The sequence below is a fragment of the Rhodanobacter sp. C05 genome, assembly GCF_002001165.1.
Classification (GTDB): domain Bacteria; phylum Pseudomonadota; class Gammaproteobacteria; order Xanthomonadales; family Rhodanobacteraceae; genus Rhodanobacter.
On the sequence record NZ_MUNQ01000019.1, the window covers coordinates 14905 to 37966 of the forward strand.

The 23062-nt window shown below is 64.6% G+C and carries 20 protein-coding genes and 1 other RNA gene; 3 read left to right on the forward strand and 18 right to left on the reverse strand.

Annotated features, from left to right (window positions below):
* Positions 1 to 97: 97 nt before the first annotated feature.
* Positions 98 to 1027: a M23 family metallopeptidase gene (locus tag B0E51_RS15700; protein ID WP_077445820.1), complete on the reverse strand. Its 930-nt coding sequence runs from the start codon at positions 1025 to 1027 to the stop codon at positions 98 to 100.
* 27 nt (positions 1028 to 1054) lie between these two features.
* On the opposite strand from B0E51_RS15700, the gene B0E51_RS15705 reads away from it, so the two are divergent.
* Positions 1055 to 1537, forward strand: coding sequence for a DUF721 domain-containing protein (locus tag B0E51_RS15705; RefSeq protein WP_077445821.1), 483 nt, complete (start codon positions 1055 to 1057; stop codon positions 1535 to 1537).
* A 227-nt stretch (positions 1538 to 1764) separates the two neighbouring features.
* On the opposite strand, the gene lpxC is transcribed toward B0E51_RS15705, so the two are convergent.
* From lpxC to rsmI, 17 genes are all read right to left on the reverse strand, one after another.
* Positions 1765 to 2679 carry a UDP-3-O-acyl-N-acetylglucosamine deacetylase gene (gene lpxC, locus B0E51_RS15710; protein WP_077445822.1) on the reverse strand — a complete coding sequence of 305 codons (915 nt, stop codon included), beginning with the start codon at positions 2677 to 2679 and terminating at the stop codon, positions 1765 to 1767.
* A gap of 459 nt (positions 2680 to 3138) precedes the next feature.
* On the reverse strand, positions 3139 to 4329 hold the full coding sequence (gene ftsZ, locus B0E51_RS15715; protein ID WP_077445823.1) for a cell division protein FtsZ: 1191 nt from the start codon (positions 4327 to 4329) through the stop codon (positions 3139 to 3141).
* Between the two features lie 130 nt (positions 4330 to 4459).
* A complete protein-coding gene (ftsA, locus tag B0E51_RS15720) occupies positions 4460 to 5692 on the reverse strand; it encodes a cell division protein FtsA (protein ID WP_077445824.1) in 1233 nt (410 codons plus the stop codon).
* 10 nt (positions 5693 to 5702) lie between these two features.
* Entirely contained in the window at positions 5703 to 6437 is a 735-nt protein-coding gene (locus tag B0E51_RS15725; RefSeq protein WP_077445825.1) for a cell division protein FtsQ/DivIB, read from the reverse strand.
* Positions 6434 to 7396: a D-alanine--D-alanine ligase gene (locus B0E51_RS15730; RefSeq protein ID WP_254424555.1), complete on the reverse strand. Its 963-nt coding sequence runs from the start codon at positions 7394 to 7396 to the stop codon at positions 6434 to 6436. Before B0E51_RS15730 ends, B0E51_RS15725 begins: the two co-directional genes overlap by 4 nt.
* Positions 7397 to 7401: 5 nt before the next feature.
* Positions 7402 to 8841 carry a UDP-N-acetylmuramate--L-alanine ligase gene (murC, locus tag B0E51_RS15735; protein WP_077445826.1) on the reverse strand — a complete coding sequence of 480 codons (1440 nt, stop codon included), beginning with the start codon at positions 8839 to 8841 and terminating at the stop codon, positions 7402 to 7404.
* Positions 8838 to 9911, reverse strand: a complete 1074-nt coding sequence (murG, locus tag B0E51_RS15740) for an undecaprenyldiphospho-muramoylpentapeptide beta-N-acetylglucosaminyltransferase (RefSeq protein WP_077445827.1) — start codon at positions 9909 to 9911, stop codon at positions 8838 to 8840. Before murG ends, murC begins: the two co-directional genes overlap by 4 nt.
* Positions 9908 to 11146, reverse strand: coding sequence for a putative lipid II flippase FtsW (gene ftsW / locus B0E51_RS15745; RefSeq protein WP_077445828.1), 1239 nt, complete (start codon positions 11144 to 11146; stop codon positions 9908 to 9910). Before ftsW ends, murG begins: the two co-directional genes overlap by 4 nt.
* Complete coding sequence (mraY, locus tag B0E51_RS15750; RefSeq protein WP_077445829.1) at positions 11146 to 12246, reverse strand: phospho-N-acetylmuramoyl-pentapeptide-transferase; 1101 nt, start codon at positions 12244 to 12246, stop codon at positions 11146 to 11148. The genes ftsW and mraY overlap by 1 nt, the downstream gene beginning before the upstream one ends.
* Positions 12236 to 13603: a UDP-N-acetylmuramoyl-tripeptide--D-alanyl-D-alanine ligase gene (gene murF, locus B0E51_RS15755; protein ID WP_077445830.1), complete on the reverse strand. Its 1368-nt coding sequence runs from the start codon at positions 13601 to 13603 to the stop codon at positions 12236 to 12238. Before murF ends, mraY begins: the two co-directional genes overlap by 11 nt.
* Positions 13600 to 15105, reverse strand: coding sequence for a UDP-N-acetylmuramoyl-L-alanyl-D-glutamate--2,6-diaminopimelate ligase (locus B0E51_RS15760; RefSeq protein ID WP_077445831.1), 1506 nt, complete (start codon positions 15103 to 15105; stop codon positions 13600 to 13602). The genes murF and B0E51_RS15760 overlap by 4 nt, the downstream gene beginning before the upstream one ends.
* Positions 15102 to 16919, reverse strand: coding sequence for a penicillin-binding protein 2 (locus B0E51_RS15765; RefSeq protein ID WP_077445832.1), 1818 nt, complete (start codon positions 16917 to 16919; stop codon positions 15102 to 15104). The genes B0E51_RS15760 and B0E51_RS15765 overlap by 4 nt, the downstream gene beginning before the upstream one ends.
* Positions 16919 to 17179, reverse strand: a complete 261-nt coding sequence (ftsL, locus tag B0E51_RS15770) for a cell division protein FtsL (protein ID WP_168172659.1) — start codon at positions 17177 to 17179, stop codon at positions 16919 to 16921. Before ftsL ends, B0E51_RS15765 begins: the two co-directional genes overlap by 1 nt.
* Before the next feature lie 5 nt (positions 17180 to 17184).
* On the reverse strand, positions 17185 to 18138 hold the full coding sequence (gene rsmH, locus B0E51_RS15775) for a 16S rRNA (cytosine(1402)-N(4))-methyltransferase RsmH (RefSeq protein WP_077445834.1): 954 nt from the start codon (positions 18136 to 18138) through the stop codon (positions 17185 to 17187).
* Positions 18139 to 18192: 54 nt separating this feature from the next.
* Positions 18193 to 18639, reverse strand: a complete 447-nt coding sequence (gene mraZ, locus B0E51_RS15780) for a division/cell wall cluster transcriptional repressor MraZ (protein WP_077445835.1) — start codon at positions 18637 to 18639, stop codon at positions 18193 to 18195.
* A gap of 314 nt (positions 18640 to 18953) precedes the next feature.
* Positions 18954 to 19320: RNase P RNA component class A (gene rnpB / locus B0E51_RS15785), an RNA gene on the reverse strand.
* Positions 19321 to 19347: 27 nt separating this feature from the next.
* The gene (gene rsmI, locus B0E51_RS15790) at positions 19348 to 20175 is read right to left on the reverse strand and encodes a 16S rRNA (cytidine(1402)-2'-O)-methyltransferase (protein ID WP_077445836.1); all 828 of its coding nucleotides are present in this window, start codon (positions 20173 to 20175) and stop codon (positions 19348 to 19350) included.
* A gap of 350 nt (positions 20176 to 20525) precedes the next feature.
* Here rsmI and B0E51_RS15795 point away from each other — a divergent pair, with 350 nt between their 5' ends.
* The gene (locus B0E51_RS15795) at positions 20526 to 22469 is read left to right on the forward strand and encodes a penicillin-binding protein activator (RefSeq protein ID WP_077445837.1); all 1944 of its coding nucleotides are present in this window, start codon (positions 20526 to 20528) and stop codon (positions 22467 to 22469) included.
* The gene (locus B0E51_RS15800) at positions 22469 to 22825 is read left to right on the forward strand and encodes a YraN family protein (protein WP_077445838.1); all 357 of its coding nucleotides are present in this window, start codon (positions 22469 to 22471) and stop codon (positions 22823 to 22825) included. The genes B0E51_RS15795 and B0E51_RS15800 overlap by 1 nt, the downstream gene beginning before the upstream one ends.
* Positions 22826 to 23062 lie beyond the last annotated feature (237 nt).

The following is a 23062-nucleotide window of genomic DNA, read 5'->3' on the forward strand; positions in this document are numbered from 1 at the left end:
ACGGGCCATCCGGAGCCACACAGCCGCCAATCCAAGCGGGATGATGAATGGCGCCAGCCGCAGCAGGATTCAAGGGAGGCGCAGCGGGCTCTTCGCCTTAGCGGTGATTACGCACAAAGGCCAGCGGATTGACCACGCGACCTCCATACCAGACCTCGAAATGCACATGCGAGCCAGTCGAACGCCCGGTGGAGCCGGCCTGGGCAATCACATCACCGACCTGCACATGCTGGCCAGGATGCACGTCCAGCGCACTGTTGTGCGCATAGCGTGTCATGTAGCCATTGCCATGATCGATCTCGACCACGTTGCCATATCCACTGCGCACACCGGCAAAGGTCACCATGCCCTCGGCCACGGCATGCACAGGCGTGCCGAACGGGGTCGAGATGTCGATACCGGTATGGCGCGCAGAATGGCCGTCGAACGGATCGGGGCGCGCGCCGAAATAGGACGAGATATAACCTGGCACCGGCATCCCGGTCGGCTTCAGGTTCGACTCGATGCGTGCATCCAGCAACAAGCTCTGCAGGGCCGACAGCTGCGCCTGCTGGATGTCCAGCTGACTGGCCAGCTGGTTGATGCTGCTGTCGAGCGCCGGCGGCAATGCATAGGCGCTGCCACCGACATCCTCGACACCGCCAATCGCGGGGGACTGGTCGAAATTGAACTCGCCATCGTCGAGCTTGCCGACCTGCACCAGACGCTCACCGAGTGCATTCAATCGGGTCGACTGCGCCTGCAGCTGACCCAGCTTGACCGCCAAGGCATCCAGTCCGCGCTGCGCATCCTCGCGCACTCCGCCCAACTGTGCGTGCTGCTGCTTGATCTGCTGCTGGAGCTCCCGGATTTCCGCCAGCGCCCGATCGCGCGGGCTGGCGACCGTCAAGGCCAGCACGACGCCGATACTTACGCAGCCGAGCACCGCCACGGCCAGCGCCGAAAACAGTTTCCAGCGCAGGCGCCGGTCAGCCAGATCAAGGGTTTTCGGCAATTTCCTGGCGTGTGATACGAGTATGATTTGCATGTCTTTCCAACATCGAATTCCGGCACCATGCAGCACGCCGCTCCAGTTCTTTCCCGCCGCACCGGCAACGGACCGAAATCCCTTGCTGAATGTGGCTCCTTCGCGACACTGGCCAAAAGGGCCGGCGCGCTGGAAGCGCTGGATCGTGCACTGCGCCAGACGTTGCCATCGCCGTTGCGCGAGCAGGTGAGATTCGCCGACCTGCGCAACGACCGCCTCGTCTTTCTGGCGTCTTCACCGGCCTGGGCATCGCGCCTGCGTTTGATGCAAACACAGATCCTTGCCACCGCACGCGCCATTGGCACCTGCGCCAGTTCAGTCACCGTGAAAGTGGCCCCCCAACCACCGGTCACAACGGAGCCGGATCGGTCGAAACCGCTTTCGCCTGCCGCAGCCACCCATCTTCGGGCCGCCGCGGCGTCAATTTCAGACCCCGAATTGCGGGTACTGTTCCTTGAGTTGGCGTCCCTCGCCGAAACCGCTGATTCCGGGGCCGATGGGGCGACCTGAGCCCCTGGCATCGTCTTGCTTGCCGCACATGGTCAGGCCGAAACCTGCCACGCGTAGATCATGAAGCTTGGGTTTATACCACGCACTCTCGCCCGCGGACAGCGTCGAGCGCTGTCTTTACATGAAACTGAATCGCTTACCGGCAACCGGGTTCACAAAAGTGAAACGGCCGTGTCGCAAGACACGGCCGTTTCGTTTGGAACTTGCGCCTGAAGCTTGCGGCAGGGTCAGACTGCCTGGGCAGGATGCGCGTAGGAGATCGGCGATGTGGCCGGATCGTCCTGATAGCTGACCTCTTCCCATGCCGTGGCATCGGCCATCAGCGTGCGCAGCAACTTGTTGTTGAGCTCGTGACCGGACTTGTGCGCGTGATAGGCGCCGATCAGGCTGTGACCGAGCAGGTACAGATCACCGATCGCATCGAGGATCTTGTGCTTGACGAATTCGTCTTCGTAACGGAGGCCGTCCTCGTTCAGCACGCGGTAGTCATCCAGCACCACGGCGTTGTCCATCGAGCCGCCCAGCGCGAGGTTGTGTTCGCGCAGCATCTCGATGTCGCGCATGAAGCCGAACGTGCGGGCCCGACTCACTTCCTTGACAAAGGAAGTGGTGGAGAAATCGATCTCGGCGCGCGAGGTGCGCTTGCTGATGATCGGGTGATTGAAGTCGATCGAGAAGCCGACCTTGAAACCCTCGAACGGCTCGAAGCTGGCCCATTTGTCGCCTTCCTGCACCTTCACCGGCTTGCGGATGCGGATGAAGCGCTTGGCGACGTTTTGTTCTTCAATACCGGCGGATTGCAGCAGGAACACGAACGGACCGGCACTGCCATCCATGATCGGCACTTCCGGTGCCGACAGATCCACGTACGCATTGTCGATGCCCAGGCCCGCCATCGCCGAGAGCAGATGCTCGACTGTGGAAACACGCGCATCGCCATTCACCAGCGTGGTCGACAATCGCGTGTCACCGACGTTGTCCTGACGCGCGCGAATGTCCACCGGCGGACTGAGGTCGGTGCGACGAAACACGATGCCAGTGTTGGGTGCTGCCGGTCGCAGCGTCATGTACACCTTGTCACCGGTGTGCAACCCAACGCCGGTGGCCCGGATGATGTTTTTGAGCGTACGCTGCTTGATCATTGTTGTTGGTACCCGTGGAGGCAGCAGCCAATCGGAGACGGATGCTAACACAGTTTTAACCTGTGGCAAAAGCAAACCGCACCGTACAGTCTGATTAAGTCTTCATATAACTTTCATGCCTGGTGAACGTTGACTTTCAGGCCTGTTTCTTCCGCCATCCCGCGGATCGACACGACGCCCCGTGCCAGGGACGGGAGTCCGGCACGGGGCGTCGAACCAGCCGACACGGGCAACCCGAGCGACTGGTCATGCGTCATCCCTACGCACAGTCTTGCTGCCTTTACCTAAGAACAGCGATCCGATGGCCATCAACCCACACCTGCAATCCAGGCCGGAACCTGACCCTGGATAACGTCACCCCCAACTGCGAACAGCCGACACGGACACGTTGGTGAACTGACAGGCACAACGGACGTTCGTTCAATTTTTTCGCATCTCCTTAACCTGGACGATTCGACCTCAGTCGGCCTGACGCCGCAAAAACGCAGGAATATCCAGGTAATCGAAGCCCGGATCGGCATTCTTGGCCGGTGCCGCGGATTCCGCACGACTGGAGCCGTTGATCATCATCTCCGGACTCGCGTAGTCGACCACTTCGTTGCCGGTGCCGGTACGCAGCACTACAGGACGCGGGCGCATCTGCATCTGCTGTGTCTCGACCATGCGCATGGGCGGCTGCTGACGCGAGGCGGCGGCACGGTTGAGGCCGGTGGCCACCACGGTGACGCGCACGTCGTCCTTCATTTCCGGGTCGAGCGAGGTGCCGATCACCACGGTAGCGTCTTCGCTGGCGAAGTCATGAATGATACGACCGATTTCGTCGAATTCACGCATGGTCAGGTTCGGACCGGCAGTGACGTTGACCAGGATGCCGCAGGCACCGTTGAGGTTGACGTCTTCCAGCAGCGGATTCTTGATCGCCGCTTCGGCCGCCGCCTGGGCGCGGTCGTCGCCACGGGCGGTGCCCGAGCCCATCATCGCCAGGCCCATCTCCGACATCACGGTGCGCACGTCGGCAAAGTCGACGTTGATCAGGCCCGGGGCGGTGATCAGGTCGGCGATACCCTGCACGGCGCCCTGCAGCACGTCGTTGGCAGCCTTGAACGCATTCAGCAGGGTGACATCGCGGCCGAGCACGCTGAGCAGCTTCTCGTTCGGCACCGTGATCAGCGAATCGACGTGCTGCGACAGGTCCTCGATGCCCTTGAGGGCGACCTGCATGCGCCGGCGACCCTCGAACGGGAACGGCTTGGTGACCACCGCCACGGTAAGGATGCCCTTTTCCTTGGCCAGCTGCGCCACCACCGGCGCCGCGCCGGTACCGGTGCCACCGCCCATGCCGGCAGTGATGAACACCATGTCGGCGCCTTCGAGCATCGCCTCGATGCGTTCACGATCTTCCAGCGCCGCCTGACGGCCCACTTCCGGGTTGGCGCCGGCGCCGAGACCCTTGGTCACGTTGCCGCCCAACTGCAGGTGGGTGCGCGAGCTGCAGCTGGTCATCGCCTGGGCATCGGTATTGGCGACGATGAATTCGACGCCTTCGATGTTGGAGTTGAGCATGTGCGCCACGGCATTGCCGCCGCCACCGCCCACGCCGATCACTTTAATCACTGCATTGGGTGCGAGTTTATCAATAAGTTCAAACATTTCCCGTCCTCCGTAGAGTTGTTGTCGTTGTAACCAGGGATCGCGACTCCTGTCGGTCCTTGGTGGTGGGCGGATATCCTTCCGCCCGGAGCGACGCTTCGTGCGTCACCCAAAAATCAAAAACCGACCATCAGAAATTCTTGGTGAGCCAGCCCCGCAACTTGCCGACCAGACCGCCGACGCTGCCGCCGACCGGACCGCTTGCGCGCATGCCGCCAGCGCGTGCGCCGTGCAACAACAGGCCGACACCGGTGGCATGCAGCGGACTGGAGACAACCTCGCCGAGACCCTCGATCTGCTGCGGCACGCCGATGCGCACCATCTTGTGGAAGATCTCCTCGGCCAGCTCCAGCGCGCCTTCCATCTTCGAAGCGCCGCCGGTCAGCACCACGCCCGCCGCGACCAGACTTTCGTAGCCGGACCGACGCAGCTGGTCCTGCACCATCTCGAAGATTTCCTCGTAGCGCGCCTGCACGCTCTGCGCGAGCGACTGCCGCGCGAGCCGGCGCGGTGGGCGATCGCCGACGCTGGGCACCTGGATGGTTTCTTCGGCATGTGCCAGCCCGGTCTGCGCGCAGGCGTACTTGATCTTGATTTCCTCGGCATGCGCAGTCGGCGTGTGCACGCCGTACGCGATGTCGCTGGTGACCTGGTCGCCACCGACCGGCAATGAGGCGGTGTAGCGGATCGAACCCTGGGTGTAGATCGCGATGTCGGTGGTGCCGGCGCCGATGTCGACCAGGCACACACCCAGCTCGCGCTCGTCGTCGGTCAGCACGGCCTTGGCGCTGGCCAAGGCCGATGGCACCAGTTCGTCCACCGACAGCCCGCAGCGCTGGATGCATTTGGTGATGTTCTGCACCGCCGCGGCCGCACCGGTGACCAGATGCACGTTCGCCTCCAGCCGCACACCGCTCATGCCGACCGGCGAGCGGATGCCGTCCTGACCATCGATGCGGTATTCCTGCGACTCCTTGTAGAGCACCTTGCGGTCGGCCGGGATCGCCACCGCACTGGCTGCTTCCAGCACCTGCTCCAGATCGCCCGCGGTCACCTCACGGTCGCGGATCGCCGCGTTGCCGTGCGAGTTGCGGGTTTCCAGATGGCTGCCGGAGATCGACGCATACACCGAGCGGATGTCGCAGCCAGCCATCAGCTCGGCCTCTTCCACGGCCCGCTGGATCGAGTGCACGGTCGATTCGATGTCGACTACCGAGCCGCGCTTCATGCCGCGCGATACATGGGTACCGATGCCGATCACGGTGATCGGCTCGCCCGGTTCGTACTCGCCGACGATCGCCACCACCTTCGAGGTGCCGATATCGAGGCCGACCACCAATTGCTTGTCGTTGCGTGGCTTCATAGTGAGATAGTCATGTGCGGGGCGAACCTCCAGCGTTGGCGGCGGCCGCTTGCGGCCAGCGCACGGCAAATCCATTGGTGTAGCGAAGATCGGCGTAGGCGAAGCCATCGGTGTGGCCGGCCATCAGCTGCGGATAGACATCGAGGAAACGGCGCAGCCGGCGCCCGGCCTGCGCGCGATCCCCGATCGCGATCTGCGCACCGCTGGCGGTGGTAACGCTCCAGCTGCCGCGCTCGGTCAGCGCGACGCCGGTGATCTGCAGATGGGTGCCGGCGAACGCCTTCTGCGTGTCGGCGTAGAAGCTCACCACCTCGGCCAGCCGCGCATCCGGGCCATGCAGATCCGGCAACGCATTGATGCCATCCATGCCCGGTGCGTCGAACACCAGGCCTTGCCTGCTGATCAGCTGCTTGTCGTTCCAGCGGGCAAACGGTTGGCGTTCGTAGATGCGCAGCAGCAAGGTGTCCGGCCAGCGCTTGCGCGCCTCTGCCGATTCCACCCACGGCAACGCCGCCACCGCTTTTTGCACGGTATCGAGGTCCAGCGCGAAAAAGCCCTTGCCCAGCCGCGGCAACACGGCCGCCCGGATCTCGTCCGGGCTGACGTGCTTGAACTCGGCCTGCACCGTCAGCTGGGTCACCGGCCAGCGGTTGGCCGCAAACCATCCGCGCAGCACGCCGACGATCGGCAGCGCCACCAGCGCGATGGCCAGACACCAGGCAACGAGGCGAAGGGCTCCCTTCACGCATCCTCCCGCAAACTGGTTTCCAGCACGCGCCAGCACAGCTCCTGGTAATCGATGCCGGCGACCTTGGCTGCTTTCGGCACCAGCGAGTGCGAGGTCATGCCGGGCGCGGTGTTCACTTCCAGCAGCCAGTTGCGGCCGCTGCGGTCGCGCATCACATCGACGCGACCCCAGCCCGAGCAACCCAGCGCGTCGAACGCGGCCAGCGACAGCGCACGCAGTTCCTCGCCGGCCACGCCTTCCAGACCGGGACAGATGTATTGGGTATCCTCGGCCACATACTTCGCGTTGTAGTCGTAGAACGCACCCTTGGGCACGATATGGATGCTGGGCAGCACCTGGCGGCCAAGGATCGCGACGGTGAGTTCATCGCCCTCGATCAGGGTTTCCATCAGCAGGTCGCCCGGATACTGCGCAGCCAGCTTGACCGCCTCGTCCAGGTCCTTCTCCGCGAACACCCGCGTGACGCCGACGCTGGAGCCTTCGCAAGCGGGTTTCACGATCAACGGGAAACCGACCTGACGTGCTGCTGCATGCACGTCCGCACCACGCGGCAGCGCGACAAACTTCGGCGTAGACACGCCAAGCGACTGCCACACCCGTTTGGAGCGCGTCTTGTCCATCGACAGCGCCGAACCGAGCACGCCCGAACCGGTGTAAGGCACATGGAGCGATTCCAGCGCACCTTGCAGCACCCCGTCCTCACCGCCGCCGTGCTGACCATGCAGGATGTTGAACACGCGAGTGAAATGGCCGGCACGCAGCGCATCGAGCAGCGCCGGAATGCCATCGATCGCGTGTGCGTCGACACCACGGGCCAGCAGTGCCTCCAGCACGTTGCGACCCGAATCGAGCGACACTTCGCGCTCGGCCGAACTCCCGCCCATCACCACGGCAACGCGGCCAAACTGGGCTGGATCACTGATTCTGTTCACGCTGATCTTGTTCGCGCTCATCATGTAGCTCACTTGCTTGTCCTCAGATGACCCGCATGGGCCAGTTCCACCGCCGCCGTGCCGATGTCGCCGGCACCGAGCAGCAGCAACAGATCGCCGTCGCGCAGCAACGCCGGCAGCGTTTCCTTCAGATCGCGGGGATGTTCGATCAGCACCGGGTCGACCTTGCCGCGCGCGCGCACCGCGCGCGCCAGCGCACGGCCGTCGGCACCGGCAATCGGCGCTTCGCCGGCCGGGTAGACATCGGTCAGCACCAGCACATCGGCCTCGGCCAGCACATTGGCAAAATCGTCGAGCAGGTCTCGCGTGCGGCTGTAGCGATGCGGCTGGAAGCCGACCACCAGCCGACGCTCCGGCCACCCGCCGCGGGCAGCGGCAAACACTGCAGCCAATTCACGCGGGTGGTGGCCGTAATCGTCGACCAGCAGCACGCTGCCATGATCGAGCGCAATCTCGCCGCGCCGATGGAAGCGTCGACCGACACCCTGGAAGTGTTCCAGCGCATGTGCCAGCGCACCGGCCTCGACACCGAGCTGCCAGCCGATCGTGGCCGCGGCCAGGGCATTCAGCACGTTGTGCCGCCCCGGCAGGTTCAACTTCACCGGCAGTGCATCGCCACGGTTCGGCAGCAGCAGGTCGAAGTGCATCTCGAAGCCGTGCTGGATAAGGTTCACTGCGCGCACATCGGCATCCGGCGTGTCGATGCCGTAGGTCATCACGCGGCGCGTGGTCGACTTCGCCAGTGCGGCGACTTCCGGATCATCCACGCACAGCACGGCCAGGCCATAGAACGGCAGCCGGTGCAGGAAATCGGCGAACGCCTTCTTGACCTGGGCGAAATCCCCGCCGTAGTTCTCCAGGTGATCGGCGTCGATATTGGTGACCGCGGCGATCACCGGCGACAGCAGCAGGAACGATCCATCGGATTCATCGGCTTCCGCGACCAGATACTGGCCGGTACCCAGTCGCGCATTCGCGCCGGCAGCATTCAGCTGGCCACCGATCACGAAGGTCGGGTCATAGCCGGCCTCGGCCAGCACGCTGGCGGTGAGGCTGGTGGTGGTGGTCTTGCCGTGGGTGCCGGCGATCGCCACGCCACGGCGGAAGCGCATCAGTTCACCGAGCATCTCCGCTCGGGGGATCACCGGGATGCGCGCGGTACGCGCGGCTACCAGTTCCGGATTGTCCTGCCTGATCGCACTCGAAGTCACCACCACGTCGGCATCGCCAATGTGCTCGGCGGCATGCCCGACATGCACGTCGATACCCAGCTGCTGCAGCCGCTGCGCGGTCGACGAATTGGCCCGGTCGGAACCGGACACCGCATAACCGAGGTTGTGCAGCACTTCGGCGATACCGCTCATGCCGACACCACCGATGCCGATGAAGTGCACGCGGCGGAACGTGCTCATCAGATCTTCATGCGCATGCAGGCGACGGGGCGTCATGCAGCCACCTCCAGGCAGGCGCGGGCAATCACCTCGGCCGCATCGGGCTTGGCCAGCGTGCGCGCAGCGGTCGCCATGCCGACGAGTTGTGCTGGAGTATTCAACAGCGTGCCCAACTGCTGGGCGAGAACCTGTACGTTCAGATCGGACTCCTGGATCACCACGGCGGCACCTGCGGCCACCAGTACTTCGGCATTGCGTGTCTGGTGGTCGTCCACCGCATGCGGGAACGGCACCAGCACCGCGCCGAGCCCGGCAGCGGTCAGCTCGGCCAGGGTCAGCGCACCCGCGCGACAGACTGCGAGATCGGCCCAGCCATAGCTGGCCGCCATGTCATCGATGAACGGCACCACCTGCGCCTCGACCCCTGCCTGCGCATAGGCCTCACGCGCTTCGTCGAGACCGCGATTGCCGGATTGATGCAGCACGTCGGGACGCTGCTCCGGCTTCAGCTGGGCCAGCGCCTGCGGCACAGCGAGATTCAAGGCGCGCGCACCGAGGCTGCCGCCCAGAACCAGCAAACGCGACTTTCCGGTGCGTGCGGCCATGCGCTGGGCCGGCGCGGGTAACGACGCGATGGTCGTGCGCACGGGGTTGCCGACCCACTCGGCCTGCGGCAACGCATCGGCAAATCCAGCCAGCACGCGCTTTGCGAACCCAGCCAGCCGACGATTGGTAAAGCCAACCACGCGATTCTGCTCATGCACCAGCAGCGGGCGACGCAGCAACCATGCAGCGAGACCACCAGGGCCAGCCACGTACCCACCCATCGACAGCACGCTGCGTGGCTTCACCTTGCGCAGCACAGCCAGCGATGCGAGCAATGAACGCAACAGCATCCACGGTGCCAGCAAGCGGGTCTTGAAACCCTTGCCACGCAGACCGCCCACCACCACCGTATGCAACTCGATCTGATGCGCAGGCACCACTTTCGTTTCCATGCCGCCGGCCGCGCCCAGCCACACCACCGGCACACCTTGCGCACGCAGGCAGTCGGCCACGGCCAGACCGGGGAAGATGTGGCCACCGGTACCACCGGCCATGATCAGCACGGGCGACGACGCGGTCATGCGGCCACCGCCTCGCGTGATGGCGCCGCGACATTCGCATCGACTGCTGCGACAGCAGCCGGCATGCGCGTAGCCATCTGCCGTGCATCCAGCGCGCGATTCACCTCGAACGTGGCGCGCAACAGCACACCGACCATGGCACAGGTCAGCACCATCGACGAGCCGCCATAGCTGATCAGCGGCAGGGTCAGGCCCTTGGTCGGCAGTGCACCGAGATTCACGCCGACCGACACGATCGCCTGCATCGCCAGCATCAGCGAACTGCCGAACGCGACGTAACCGGCGAAGCGCTGACCAATCTCGACGCCTTTCAGACCCAGATACAGGCCACGCCCGACCGCCAGCGCGAACAGGCCGATCACCAGCAGTACCCCGGCCAGACCGAGTTCCTCGCCGATCACCGCGAAGATGAAATCGGTGTGCGCCTCCGGCAGATAGGACAGCTTCAGCACGCTGGAACCCAGCCCCACGCCATCCCATTCACCGCGACCGATCGCCATCAGCGACTGGGTCAGCTGGAAGCCGTCGTTGAACGGATCCTTCCACGGATCCATGAACGAGGTCAGCCGCTTCATGCGGTAGCTTTCGCCGGTCGCCGCGATGTACAGCAGCGGCATCAGCGGCAGACCCATGATGAACAGGAAGATCGGCCGCGCACCACCCAGCCAGACCATCGCGATGCTCACTGCGATCACCAGCGTGGCCGAGCCGAAGTCCGGCTGCGCCAGCAGCAACAGCACGATCATCCCGGCAACGAAGATCGGCTTGATCAGGCCGAGGAAGCGTGTCTCGACACTCTCGCGATGACGCACCAGATAACTGGCGATATAAATCACCAGAATGAGCTTCACCGCCTCGACCGGCTGGAAGCTGGTCACCAGCAGGTTCAGCCAGCGCCGCGCGCCGTTGATGCGCATGCCGAAATGCGGTACGAACACCGCCAGCAGCAGCACGAACGCCACCGCCAACAGCGGGAACGCGTGCTTCTCCAGCAGTTTCAGCTCGGTGCGCATCGCCATGCCGGCGGCAACCAGACCGAGGCCAAGAAAGAGCAGATGCTTCTTCAGGAAATAGAACGCGCCCAGGTGCTGGCTGTCGGCCACGGCAATCGAGCTCGAGGTCACCATCACCACACCGACGCTGATCAGCCCGACCAGCGCGACCAGCAGCCACAGATCGAAGCTGCCGCGCGGACCCTGCCGGCGTTTTGCCTGGGTTGTATCGAAGCCGAACATCAGCGCACCTTCAACGTGGCAAGACCGACCAGCACCAGCACCACGCTGATGATCCAGAAACGCACGATCACCCGCGGCTCCGGCCAGCCCTTCAACTCGAAGTGATGGTGGATCGGCGCCATCCGGAACACGCGCTTGCCAGTCAGCTTGAAGCTGGCGACCTGGATCATCACCGAGGCGGTTTCCATCACGAACACGCCACCCATCACCAGCAACACGATTTCCTGGCGCACGATCACCGCCACGCAACCGAGCGCGGCACCCATCGCCAGCGCGCCGACATCGCCCATGAACACCTGTGCCGGATAGGTGTTGAACCACAGGAAACCCAGCCCCGAACCGGCCAGCGCGCCGCAGAAGATCGCCAGTTCACCGGCACCTGGGATCGAGGGAATGCCAAGGTATTCGGAAAACAGCTTGTTGCCGGCCAGGTACGCAAACACGCCCAGTGCACCGGAGACCAGCACGGTCGGCATGATCGCCAGGCCATCCAGCCCGTCGGTGAGGTTCACCGCGTTGGAGAAACCGACGATCATGAAATAGGTCACCAACACGAACAGCAGCCCGAGTGGCAACACCACATGCTTGAACAGCGGCACGTACAGCGCGGTCTCCGCCACCGGCAGGCCGGCAACCGCTGCTGGTGCGCTGTAATACAGGAACAGCGCTGCTCCGAGGCCGAACACCGACTGCCAGAAATATTTCCAGCGACTGGCCAGACCGCGACTGTCCTTCAACACCAGTTTCTTGTAGTCGTCGTAGAAACCGATCACGCCGAAACTGATCAGCACGGTCAGGACGATCCACACATAGCGGTTATGCAGGTCGGCCCACAGCAAGGTGGCCACGCTGACCGAAAGCAGGATCATCACGCCGCCCATGGTCGGCGTGCCGGCCTTGACCAGATGCGTCTGCGGACCGTCGCTGCGCACCACCTGGCCTGCCTTCAGCGCCGCCAGCCGGTTGATCAGCCATGGCCCGCACAGCAGCGACATCGCCAATGCGGTGAGCGCAGCCATGATCGTGCGGAAGGTGATGTACTGGAACAGATGCAGTGCGGTGAAATGCCGTGCCATCCAGTCCGCCAGTTCAAGCAGCATCGGAGGTGCCCTCCCCTTGCTCAAGGTTTTGCAATGCGGCAACCACCTGTTCCATGCCCGCCGAATGCGAGCCCTTGACCAGACACGTCACGCCGCCATGCAGGCGTGACTGCAAGGCAGCGATCAGTGCCGCCTTGTCATCGAAATGTTCACCCTGCACGCCGAATGCCTCGACCGTGGCAGTGCCCAAGGGGCCGACCGCGAGCAGGCGCTCGATGCCGTGTTTGCGTGCACGGACACCGACCTCCGCATGCAGCGCACGTGCATCCGTGCCCAGTTCCGCCATGTCGCCCAACACCAGCCAGCGCTCGCCATGCGCCAGTGCCAGCGTGTCGATCGCAGCCGCCATCGAACTGGGGTTGGCGTTGTAGCTGTCATCGATCAGTGTCCAGCCACCAGCCATCGCCTTACGCTTGAGCCGGCCTGCGACAGCGGTCGCCTGCTCAAGTCCGGCGACGATCGTCGTCAGCGGCACGTCCAGCGCCAGTGCGATCGCCGCAGCCGCCAGCGCGTTGGCTACGTTGTGTCGTCCCGGCAACGGCAACGACACCTCGGCGTCGCCTGCCGGCGTGCTCAGTACGAAGCGCGATCCGTCCACGCGCTGCTCGATGATGTCGGCGCCCACATCCGCCTTGTGGTCGAGACCAAAGCGCAGCACGCGACGCGTGCCAGCCAGGCCGCTGAAGAAGCTGGCGAACGCATCGTCCGCATTGATGATCGCCACACCGTCGGCTGGTAGCGCCTGATACAGCGCGCCCTTGGTCTCGGCGACGCCTTCCACGCTGCCCATCCGCTCAAGATGCGCCGGCGCAATGATGTTGACGAGGCCTATATCTGGCCGCGCGATGGCGGCGAGATACGCGATGTCACCCGGCTTGCCGGCACCCATTTCCAGCACGGCGTATTCGGCGTCGGCCGGCATCGCCAGCAAGGTCAACGGCAGGCCGATCTCGTTGTTGTAGCTGCCGGCATTCACATGGGTGCGGCCATGCAGCGAAAGGATCGCTGCAGTCAGCGTCTTCACCGTGGTCTTGCCGTTGGAACCGGTGATGCCGATCACCCGCGCGCTGCGCTGCGCACGCACCGCGCTGGCCAGGTCACCCAGTGCCAGTTCCACGTTGTCCACCAGCACCTGCGGCAACTCGCTGTCGACCTTGCGCTCCACCAGCGCTGCGACAGCACCGTGCGCAGCCGCCTGAGCAAGATAGTCATGCCCATCCACGTGCTCGCCCTTGAACGCCGCGAACAGGTCGCCCGGCTCGAGCTTGCGGGTATCGATCGCGACACCGGTGACTTCGACATCGGTACCGGACAGCTGCCCATGGGTCCACACGGCGACGGCGCTCAGCGGCATCATGCGCGCGGCTCCCGGCTGATCCGTTCCAGCGCCGCATGCGCGACCGCCAGATCGTCGAACGGACGCTTGCCGGCCGCACCTTCCTGATAGGTTTCATGCCCCTTGCCGGCAATCAGCACCACGTCGCCGGGCTGTGCCAGCTGCAGGGCCTGACCGATTGCCATCGCGCGATCACGCTCGACCGTCATCGCGCGTGCCGCGGCCATGCCGGCGACGATCTGCTCCACAATCGCATCACCGTCTTCGCCACGCGGATTGTCGTCGGTGACGATCGCGACATCCGCCAGCCGTGCGGCGATCGCGCCCATCAACGGACGCTTGCCGGCATCGCGCTCACCGCCGCAACCGAACACGCAGATCAGCCGGCCGGCGCAATGCGCACGTACCGCGTTCAATGCCTGCTCCAGTGCATCCGGTGTATGTGCGTAATCCACCACCACCAGCGGCAGGCCATGCAGGCCACCGAGCCGACTCATGCGACCGTTGACCGGTTGCAGTTGCTCGACCGCCGCCACGATGTGCCCGAACGATTCGCCCAGCGCGCCAAGACAGGCCACCACGATGAGCAGGTTCGCCACATTGAAGCGGCCCAGCAAATGGCTGTTCAGCGCGCGCGATCCCCACGGCGTACGCAGCCGGAACGCCAGACCTTCAGCCGTCGTGACAATCGCGCTGGCGGTGATCTCGGCCTCGACATCATCGATCATGCTGAAGCGCAATGGCTTCACACCGGCAGGCAGTTGCGCCGCCAGCTCTCGACCGAACGCATCGTCGGCATTGATCACCGCGCTCTGCAGACCCGGCCATGCGAACAGCTTCGCCTTGGCCGCGCCGTACGCCTCCATGCTGCCGTGATAGTCCAGATGGTCGCGGGTGAGATTGGTGAAGGCAGCCACCTCAAAATCCACCGCGGCGACACGCCCCTGCTCCAGCGCGTGCGACGACACTTCCATCGCCACATGACTGACGCTGGCTTCACGAAATTCCGCCAGCAGGCCCTGCACACTGATCGCGTCGGGTGTCGTGCGCTCACCCTCGCGCAGTTGGCCGTGCATGCCCGCGCCCAGCGTGCCGATGGTCGCCGCGCGACGACCGAGGAAAGTCAGCGCCTGTGCCAGCAGCTGCACGCAGGAAGTCTTGCCGTTGGTGCCGGTGATGCCGACCACACGCAGCGCCTCGGTCGGGCGATCGTAGAAGCGTGCGGCGATTTCGCTGACCTGATCGTGCAGGCCGTCGATCCACAGCAGCGGCACATCCAGCGCCGCCACTTCGACTGCCGGAGCCTCGGCCAACACGACCTGGGCACCACGCTGCACCGCATTGGCGGCAAATTCGATGCCGTGGCCCTGGCTGCCGCGCAATGCGAAAAACGCATGACCGCGATGCACCTTGCGCGAGTCGAGCGCAAGCCCGGACACCACGATGCGGCCAGCACCCGACGTCGCCGCAACCTGCGCGTCGGCAATCCCCAGCAACAGCTGATCGAGATGGCCGATGCTCATGGCGTCGCCTCTTCGGCTGGCGCTTCTTCGATGTTCGGCGCGACGGGTGGCTGGTTGCCGGTCAGCCCGTTCTGAACCTGCAAGGGGCCGCCAACGTACCAGCGACCGATATTGTCGGGCGGGATGTCGAGCAGGCGCAGCGCACCCGCCATGACCGTGGCAAACACCGGGGCCGAGACCAGGCCGCCGTAGTAGCTGCCCTTTCTGGGATTGTCGACCACCACGGCTGCCACCAACCGCGGGTTGGTTGCCGGCACCATGCCGGCAAATGCAGCACCGTAGTTGTCCTTCGAATAGCCGCCCGCCACGGCCTTGTGCGCCGTGCCGGTCTTGCCGGCCACCGTGTAATTGGCAATCCAGGCATACGGTGCCGCCGTACCGCCCGGCTGGGTGGTGGTTTCCAGCATGTTCACCAGTTGCTGGGCTATCTGCGGCTCGATGATCGCCTTGGCATCGCTGTCGTTGCCCTTGATGAAGGTCGGCGAGTGCATGACGCCGCCGTCGGCAATCGTCGCGTAGGCATTGGCCAACTGCAGCACGGTCACGTTGAGGCCATAGCCATAGCCCAGGATGGCCTTTTCCAGCGGCCGCCAGTCGCGTCCGATCTTCAGATAACCGGACGCCTCACCGGGAAACCCGCTATTTGTACTGTTGCCAAAGCCGAACGCGCGATAGGTGTCGTACATCAGTCCGGTATCGAGCTGCATGGCGATATGCGCGGCGCCAACGTTGCTCGACTTGGTGATCACGCCGGTCGGCGTCAGCAGTCCGTAATTGTGCGTGTCGTGGATGTCGTGGCCCTGGAAATACCAGTGACCTCCCGTGGTGTCGATCGCCGGACCGGTCGGCGTGAATTTGCCGCTGGACAGCGCCGCAGCCATCAGCACCGGCTTGATCGTGGAGCCTGGCTCGAGTACGTCGGTCATGGCGCGGTTGCGGCGATTCGACGCCGATGTGCTGCCTACCGCATTCGGGTTGTAGGTCGGCAGGTTGACCATTGCGAGCACTTCGCCGGTTTTCGCGTCCAGTATCACCATCGAACCGGAGTCGGCCTGGGACTTTTCCAGCGTGCTCTTCAGTTCGCTGTAGGCAAGGAACTGGATGCGCCGATCAATGCTCAGCGTGAGATCACGCCCAGGCTGCGGGGCACGCACCTGCTCCAGATCCTCGACGATGTGACCCTTGCCATCCCTGATCACACGCTTGATGCCCGGCTTGCCGGACAACCAGTCGTCGTAGGCCAGCTCCAGTCCTTCCTGGCCGTGGTCGTCGATATTGGTGAAACCAAGGACGTGCGCAGTCACTTCGCCTGACGGGTAGTAACGCTTGAATTCGCGCTGACCGTTGATGCCGGGAATGTCCAGATCGAGCACGGATTGCGCCGCCTCGGGCGCCATCTGGCGACGCAGATAGACGAACTCGCGATCCGCACGTTGTTCGAGATACTGCTTGATGGTGTCCGGGTCGTCGTTCAGTGCCTTGGCCAGCGCAGGAATGCGGTCCGCGTTGTCCAGCACTTCGGAGGGGTTCGCCCAGATCGACATCACCGGCGTCGATACCGCCAGCGGCTCGCCGTTGCGGTCGAAGATGGTGCCGCGCGACACCGGAATCTTCATTTCGCGCAGGAACCGCGCGTCGCCCTGGCTCTGATAGAACTGCTTGCGCACCACCTGCAGGTCGAAGGCGCGCGCGACCAGTCCGATCGAGGCCAGACCCAGCAGGCCGACCACGACCGTCATGCGCCGACGTGCGCTGGGACCCGTGCCGTGGCGGCGACCTTGCCGGGAGGGTGCGGTGTGATCGCGCCAGCCCATCAGTGCAGCAACCGGATGTCTTGCGGGGGCGGGTCGAGCATGCCCAGCCGCTGCCGTGCCTCGTCATTGATGCGACGCGGCTCGGCATAGGTGGCCTGCTCGAGTTCGAGCTTGCCGTATTCGATGTTCAGTTCGTCCCGCTGATTCTGCAGCGCGGTCAGATTGACGAACAGCACACGGCTCTCGTGGCGCGTCCAAACCACGCCGAGTGCACTGGCCAGCACCGCCGCCAGCAGCATCAGCATGAACAGACCGCCGATCGCCTTCATGCGCGCCCTCCCTGCGACTGCGCCTGGTCGGCCAATTTCTCCGCCACGCGCAGCACGGCCGAACGCGAACGCGGATTCACCGCGATCTCCGCATCCGACGGGAACTGCGCCTTGCTGACCGCTGCCAGCCGTGCCGCCATCGCCTGCACCGGCGGACCGCGCCGGCTGTTCTGCACGCGGCCGGAGTGATCGCGGATGAACAGCTTCACCGCACGGTCTTCCAGCGAATGGAAACTGATCACCGACAACCGGCCACCCGGCTTGAGCCGTTCCAGCGCAGCATTCAGGCCTTGCTGCAAGGCGTCCAGCTCGCCGTTCACGCGAATGCGCAGTGCCTGGAAGCTGCGCGTGGCCGGATGCTTGCCCGGTTCGCGGCGACCGACGATGCGTTCGATCAGCGCGGCCAGCTGGCCGGTGCGGGTGAACGGCGTGGCCGCACGATCTTCGACGATGGCGCGGGCAATGCGCCGGCTATGGCGCTCCTCGCCATACATCCACAGCACGTCGGCAATCTCGCGCTCATCGGCATGCGCCAGGAAATCCGCAGCGCTATCGCCCTGCGTGGTGTCCATGCGCATGTCCAGCGGCGCATCGGCCATGAAGCTGAAGCCGCGGGCGGCCTCGTCCAGCTGCGGGGAGGACACGCCCAGATCGAGCAGCACGCCATCCAGACCGTCCGCCGTTTCGTCCCACTCGGCCAGGCTGGAGAAATTGGCATGCCGGATCGCCACGCGCGGATCGCCAGCGAACTCGGCCTGGGCGGCGGCGATCGCGACGGGATCACGATCCATCAGCAACAGCCGACCGGCGGGGCCAAGGCGCGACAGTACGGCGCGAGCATGGCCACCGCGTCCGAACGTACCATCGAGATAACGCCCGTCAGACTGCACGGACAGACCCTCCACCGCTTCACCCAGCATCACCGGGATGTGCCGCCACTGCTCGGCCATGCCGCACTCCCGCCCCGTCCAACAACGCGATTCCACTGCACCCACCGTTTTCGGTTACAGGCGCAGAACTGCCATTTCGTCTGTGATGTCGTCTTCGCCGATGCTCTGGCGGATCTTGGCCAGATGGGCCTGCTCGCTCCAAAGCTCGAACTTGTTGCCCATGCCCAGCAGCACTGCCTTCTTCTCGATGCCCGCCGCCGCACGTTGACTGGCTGGCAACAACACTCGCGCCGCGCCATCAGGCTCGACCACGGCCGCGGCACCGACCAGCTTCATCTGCATGTCGCGATGCGCCGCCTTGACCTTGGGCAGTGCATTCACCTGATCTCGCACCTGTTCCCATTCGGCATGCGGGAACAGCCACAGGCAGCCCGGTTCGAACGGGTTGTAGGTGATCACCAGACGGTTGCCGCACTCGCCCGTCACCAGATCGCGATATGCAGTCGGGATGGCCAGGCGGCCCTTGTCGTCTACAGTGATGGCGGTTTCGCCCTGGAACACAGTGTCTAGACTCCACTAAAACCCACGATTTCACACTGGAACCCACGATAATCTCGCCCCATGAGACTGTCAAGGGAAATTCGCTTGAGAATCAAAGAGAAAGGCGAAGTTGTGACGGTATTTCCAGCGCTTTCTCATGAACCTGTGCAAGGTGCTTGAAAGCAGGGGATTTTTTATTTCGCGACTTGCTGCCCGATGGCGTCAAATCAGGCTTGATTCGATGTTTCAGGCCGGTCCGGGATGAACCGGCGTTCAGTACCAGACGCCACACGAGCTTCCGGCGCGGACAAGCCGCGCCGGAAGCATTCGGGAAGAGGTGGAGTCGGCCTGTAAGCCGGGTTCTGTACGTCTTGCGACGCGACAGTCATTCCTCTCGGCCAGACGTCGCCGTCTGGCTCCAGCAACCTACCCGGGAACAACGCGGGCCGCGTTATCGTTCCCCTATTTGGTCTTGCTCCGAGTGGGGTTTACCGTGCCGTACGACGTTAGCCCCGTACGCGGTGCGCTCTTACCGCACCCTTTCACCCTTACCACGCACATCCGAAGATGCCGTTCGGCGGTCTGCTCTCTGTTGCACTGGCCGTCAGCTCACGCTGCCCAGGAGTTACCTGGCACTCTGCCCTGTGGAGCCCGGACTTTCCTCGATGCACTTGCGTGCGACGCGACTGCCCGGCCGACTCCACCGGGAATTGTACTCCACGCGAGGCCTCAGCCTTCGTAGAGCAGCTTACGCGGTGCACCGGTGATCGCTGCGGCCATCTTCGCCGCCTTCGCCGGCGGCAACTCCTCGCGCAGTATCGCGAAGATACGCTGGCCCTCGGCGAGCTTCGCATCCGTCTCTTCGCCGCGACCGGCGACCAGGATCACGCACTCGCCGCGCTGCTGGTCGGGATCGGCCGCGACCCGTGCAGCCAGTTCGGCCAGCGGCTCGCCCAGCACCGTCTCGAACATCTTGGTCAGCTCGCGCGCCAGCACCGCCTCGCGCGCGGCGCCGAAAACATCGCGCATATCGGCCAGACTCTCTGCCACACGATGCGACGACTCATAGAAGATGAGCGTGCGCGCATCGCCGGCCAGCTCCTGCAGACGGCTGCGCCGTGCCGCGACCTTCGGCGGCAGGAAACCCTCGAACACGAAGCGGTCGCTGGGCAGTCCCGCCACCGACAGCGCGGCAATCGCCGCGCAGGCGCCCGGCACGGGAATACAGCGAATGCCGGCGGCACGCGCAGCACGCACCAGGCGAAAACCGGGATCGCTGATCAGCGGCGTGCCGGCATCAGAAATCAACGCCACCGAGTCGCCACCTTGCAGCCGCCTCACGATCGCGTCCACCGCATCGCGCTCGTTGTGCTCGTGCAAGGCGATCAGTGGTGTGTCGACGTTGTGATGCACCAGCAAGGGGCGACTGTGGCGAGTGTCCTCGGCGGCAATCACTGCCACCGCACGCAAGGTTTCGATGGCACGTGTGGACAAATCGTCGCGGTGGCCGATCGGCGTGGCGACCACCCACAGGCAGCCTGGCTGAACTGATGACATCTGAGAACTCCTGCGCCGTAAGAGGCTGTCTAAAGTCTCCCCGTAGCCCGCGCCGGGAGCTGTTTGCGCGCAGGCCAAGGAAGAACGAGGGAGTGTACGTCGGTACACGACCGAGTGATGACGCTGGCATGTGGGCAAACAGACCCGGCCCGAAGGGTTGCCTTTGAGTGGCCGCCATGCGGTAGCGCGCGGCTTGACTTGACGGCCAGTCAGGCGCTGCGCCACGCACTATCACCTGACGGCCACTCAACGGAAACGCGAGCTGCGGGGAGACTTTAGACAGCCTCTTTGCCGGCAATCCGATCGGCTATGATCGCGCATTGATGACCATGACGAACAAGGGATCTCCCATGCGCTTCATGCGCCTCTCGCGCACCGCTGCGATCGGACTGGTGTTTTCGCTCGCCCTTGCCGCCTGCGTACCGACCAACGTCCAGCGCTCGCCGGCGGAAATCGCCGCTGCACAGAGTGCCGCCGCGCTGGCACAGCAAGGTCAGTTCGACCAGGCCGCGCAGGCGTATCTCACGCTGGCCACGCAATCGCCAGGTCACGCCGACAGCTACCGCCTGCTGGCCGCCGAGGCCTGGCGCGAGGAAGGTCAGATCGAACGCGCCGCCCCTACCCTGGACAGCATCAAGCGCCAGCGCCTGGGCGGTGACGAGCCGCTGCGCCTCGACCTGTTGCGCGCCGAACTGGCCTTGAGCCGGCACGATGCGCAGACCGCGTTGCAGCTCACCACCCAGCCGAATGTCACCGTGCCGGCCGCCATGCAACTGCGCCTGCTGGAACTGCGCGCCCGTGCCATGCAGGCCAGCGGTGACAACTGGGGCGCCGCGCGCACCCGCGTGCAGATGGACGACCGGCTGAGCGGCTTCGACCACACCCAGAACCGTCGACAGATCCTGGATCTGCTCGGCAAGGTGGACGTCGATTCGCTCAAGCAGCGTACCGCCGCGATGAGCCCGGGCGACCGCATGCTGTCGTGGGCCAATGAGGCACTGAGCCGTCGTGGCGTGGTCGTGGCTCGTCCACAGCCGGAGCTGCAGCAGCCGGTCGGCACCTTGCTGCCGGGCGCCAACGCGAACGTGCGCGAAGGCTACAAGGCGCCCACGCAACTGGCCCTGCTGCTGCCCAGCGACGGCAACTACGCCGCGGCCAGCACACCGATCCGTGAAGGTTTCTTCGCCGCCTATCTCGATGCCGGCCACAACCATGCACCACGTCCGATCGTGCGCGTGTATGACAGCCACGGCACCGCCGATGGCGCCATCAAGGCTTACCAGCAGGCGGTCAGCGACGGCGCCACCCTGGTGGTCGGCCCGCTGACCCGCGGCGAAGTCTCCGCGGTGTTCGGGCAGGCACAGCTGCCAGTACCGCTGCTCGCACTCAACCATCCGGATGACCGCCAGCTGCCAGCCGGCGACACCAGCGAATTCGGCCTGTTGCCGGAAACCGAAGGTGCCCAGGCCGCCGACCACATGATCGAGCGTGGGCTGCACCATGCCTACGTACTGGTCTCCAACGATGATTTCGCCCAGCGCGCGGCCGGTGCCTTCAAGGCGGAGCTCGCCGCTCGCGGCGGCCAGCTCGACAACATGCTGACCCTGACCAGCTTCACCGATGCGGTCAGCGGACTGAATATTCCGCATGCCAGCCCGGCTACAGCTCCCGCAGCCAGTTCCAGCACTGCCAGCAGCGCCGACGTCGCACCGACGGAGACGGATAACAGCGCCGGCAACGATACGGGCATCTTCATCAGCATGCGGCCGAACCAGGCACGCATGCTGATACCGCAACTGCTGATCGCCAACATCCATTTGCCGGTGTTCGCCACCTCGCACGTCTATGACGGCAGCGACGACGCAACTGCGAACCGCGACCTCGATGGCGTGGAGTTCTGCGACTCACCATGGCTGTTCAACGCCCAGCCGGGCCTGCCCAACCATGACGATATCGCGGCCCAACTGCCGTCCGCCCGCGGCAGCGCCGCACGACTGTTTGCCTTCGGCATGGATGCATGGAATCTGGTGCCGTACCTCGACTGGCTGCGTACGCATCCGGGCAGTTACATGCCCGGTGCCAGCGGCCAGCTTGCCGCCGACCAGTTTGGCCGCATCCGCCGCGTGCTGATCTGGGCCAGGTTCCAGGATGGCCTGGCGCGGCCCTTGAGCGGCAGCCTGCAGACGGATGACGTGCCCTCCAGCGCGCCACCCGCCGATACCGCACCGGCACCGGCCGGGTCCATGCCGGCAAGTCCGTCGTCGACCGGTCCCAGCTCACCCATGCCGGGCTGATGCGCGCCGCCGGCGACCCGTTCGAAGCGCGCGCCTGCAGCGAACTGGAGCGCGCCGGACTGACCCTGCTGGCACGCAACTACAGCACCCGTCATGGCGAGCTGGATCTGGTGATGCGCGAAGGCGATATCGTGGTCTTCGTCGAAGTGCGCTATCGCCGCAGCGCCAGTCACGGCGACGCCGCCAGCTCGGTCACCGCCAGCAAGCAGGCCAGGTTGATCCTCGCTGCGCAGCACTGGCTGGCCGCACATCCACAGCATGCGCGGAGCACCTGTCGCTTCGACGTGGTCAGCTACGACGGGCCAGCCGACGCCATCCGTCGCGACTGGCTGCGTGGCGCATTCGAGGCTGGTTGACCAAACGACCTTCCGCCGAATCTGCAGGAGCGCCCAATGGGGATCTCGAAAAACCATCGTCATTCCTGCGAAAGCAGGAATCCAGCGACTTCAAGCGACTGAATCCCAAGGCACTGGATCCCTGCTTTCGCAGGGATGACGAGCAAAAGCCTGGTTTTTCGAGATTCCCCAATGTGAGCTCCTGCGCATGGTCGTGACGGCAGCGAAACCCGTGCACGCCGAAATTCCCCTGCGAGT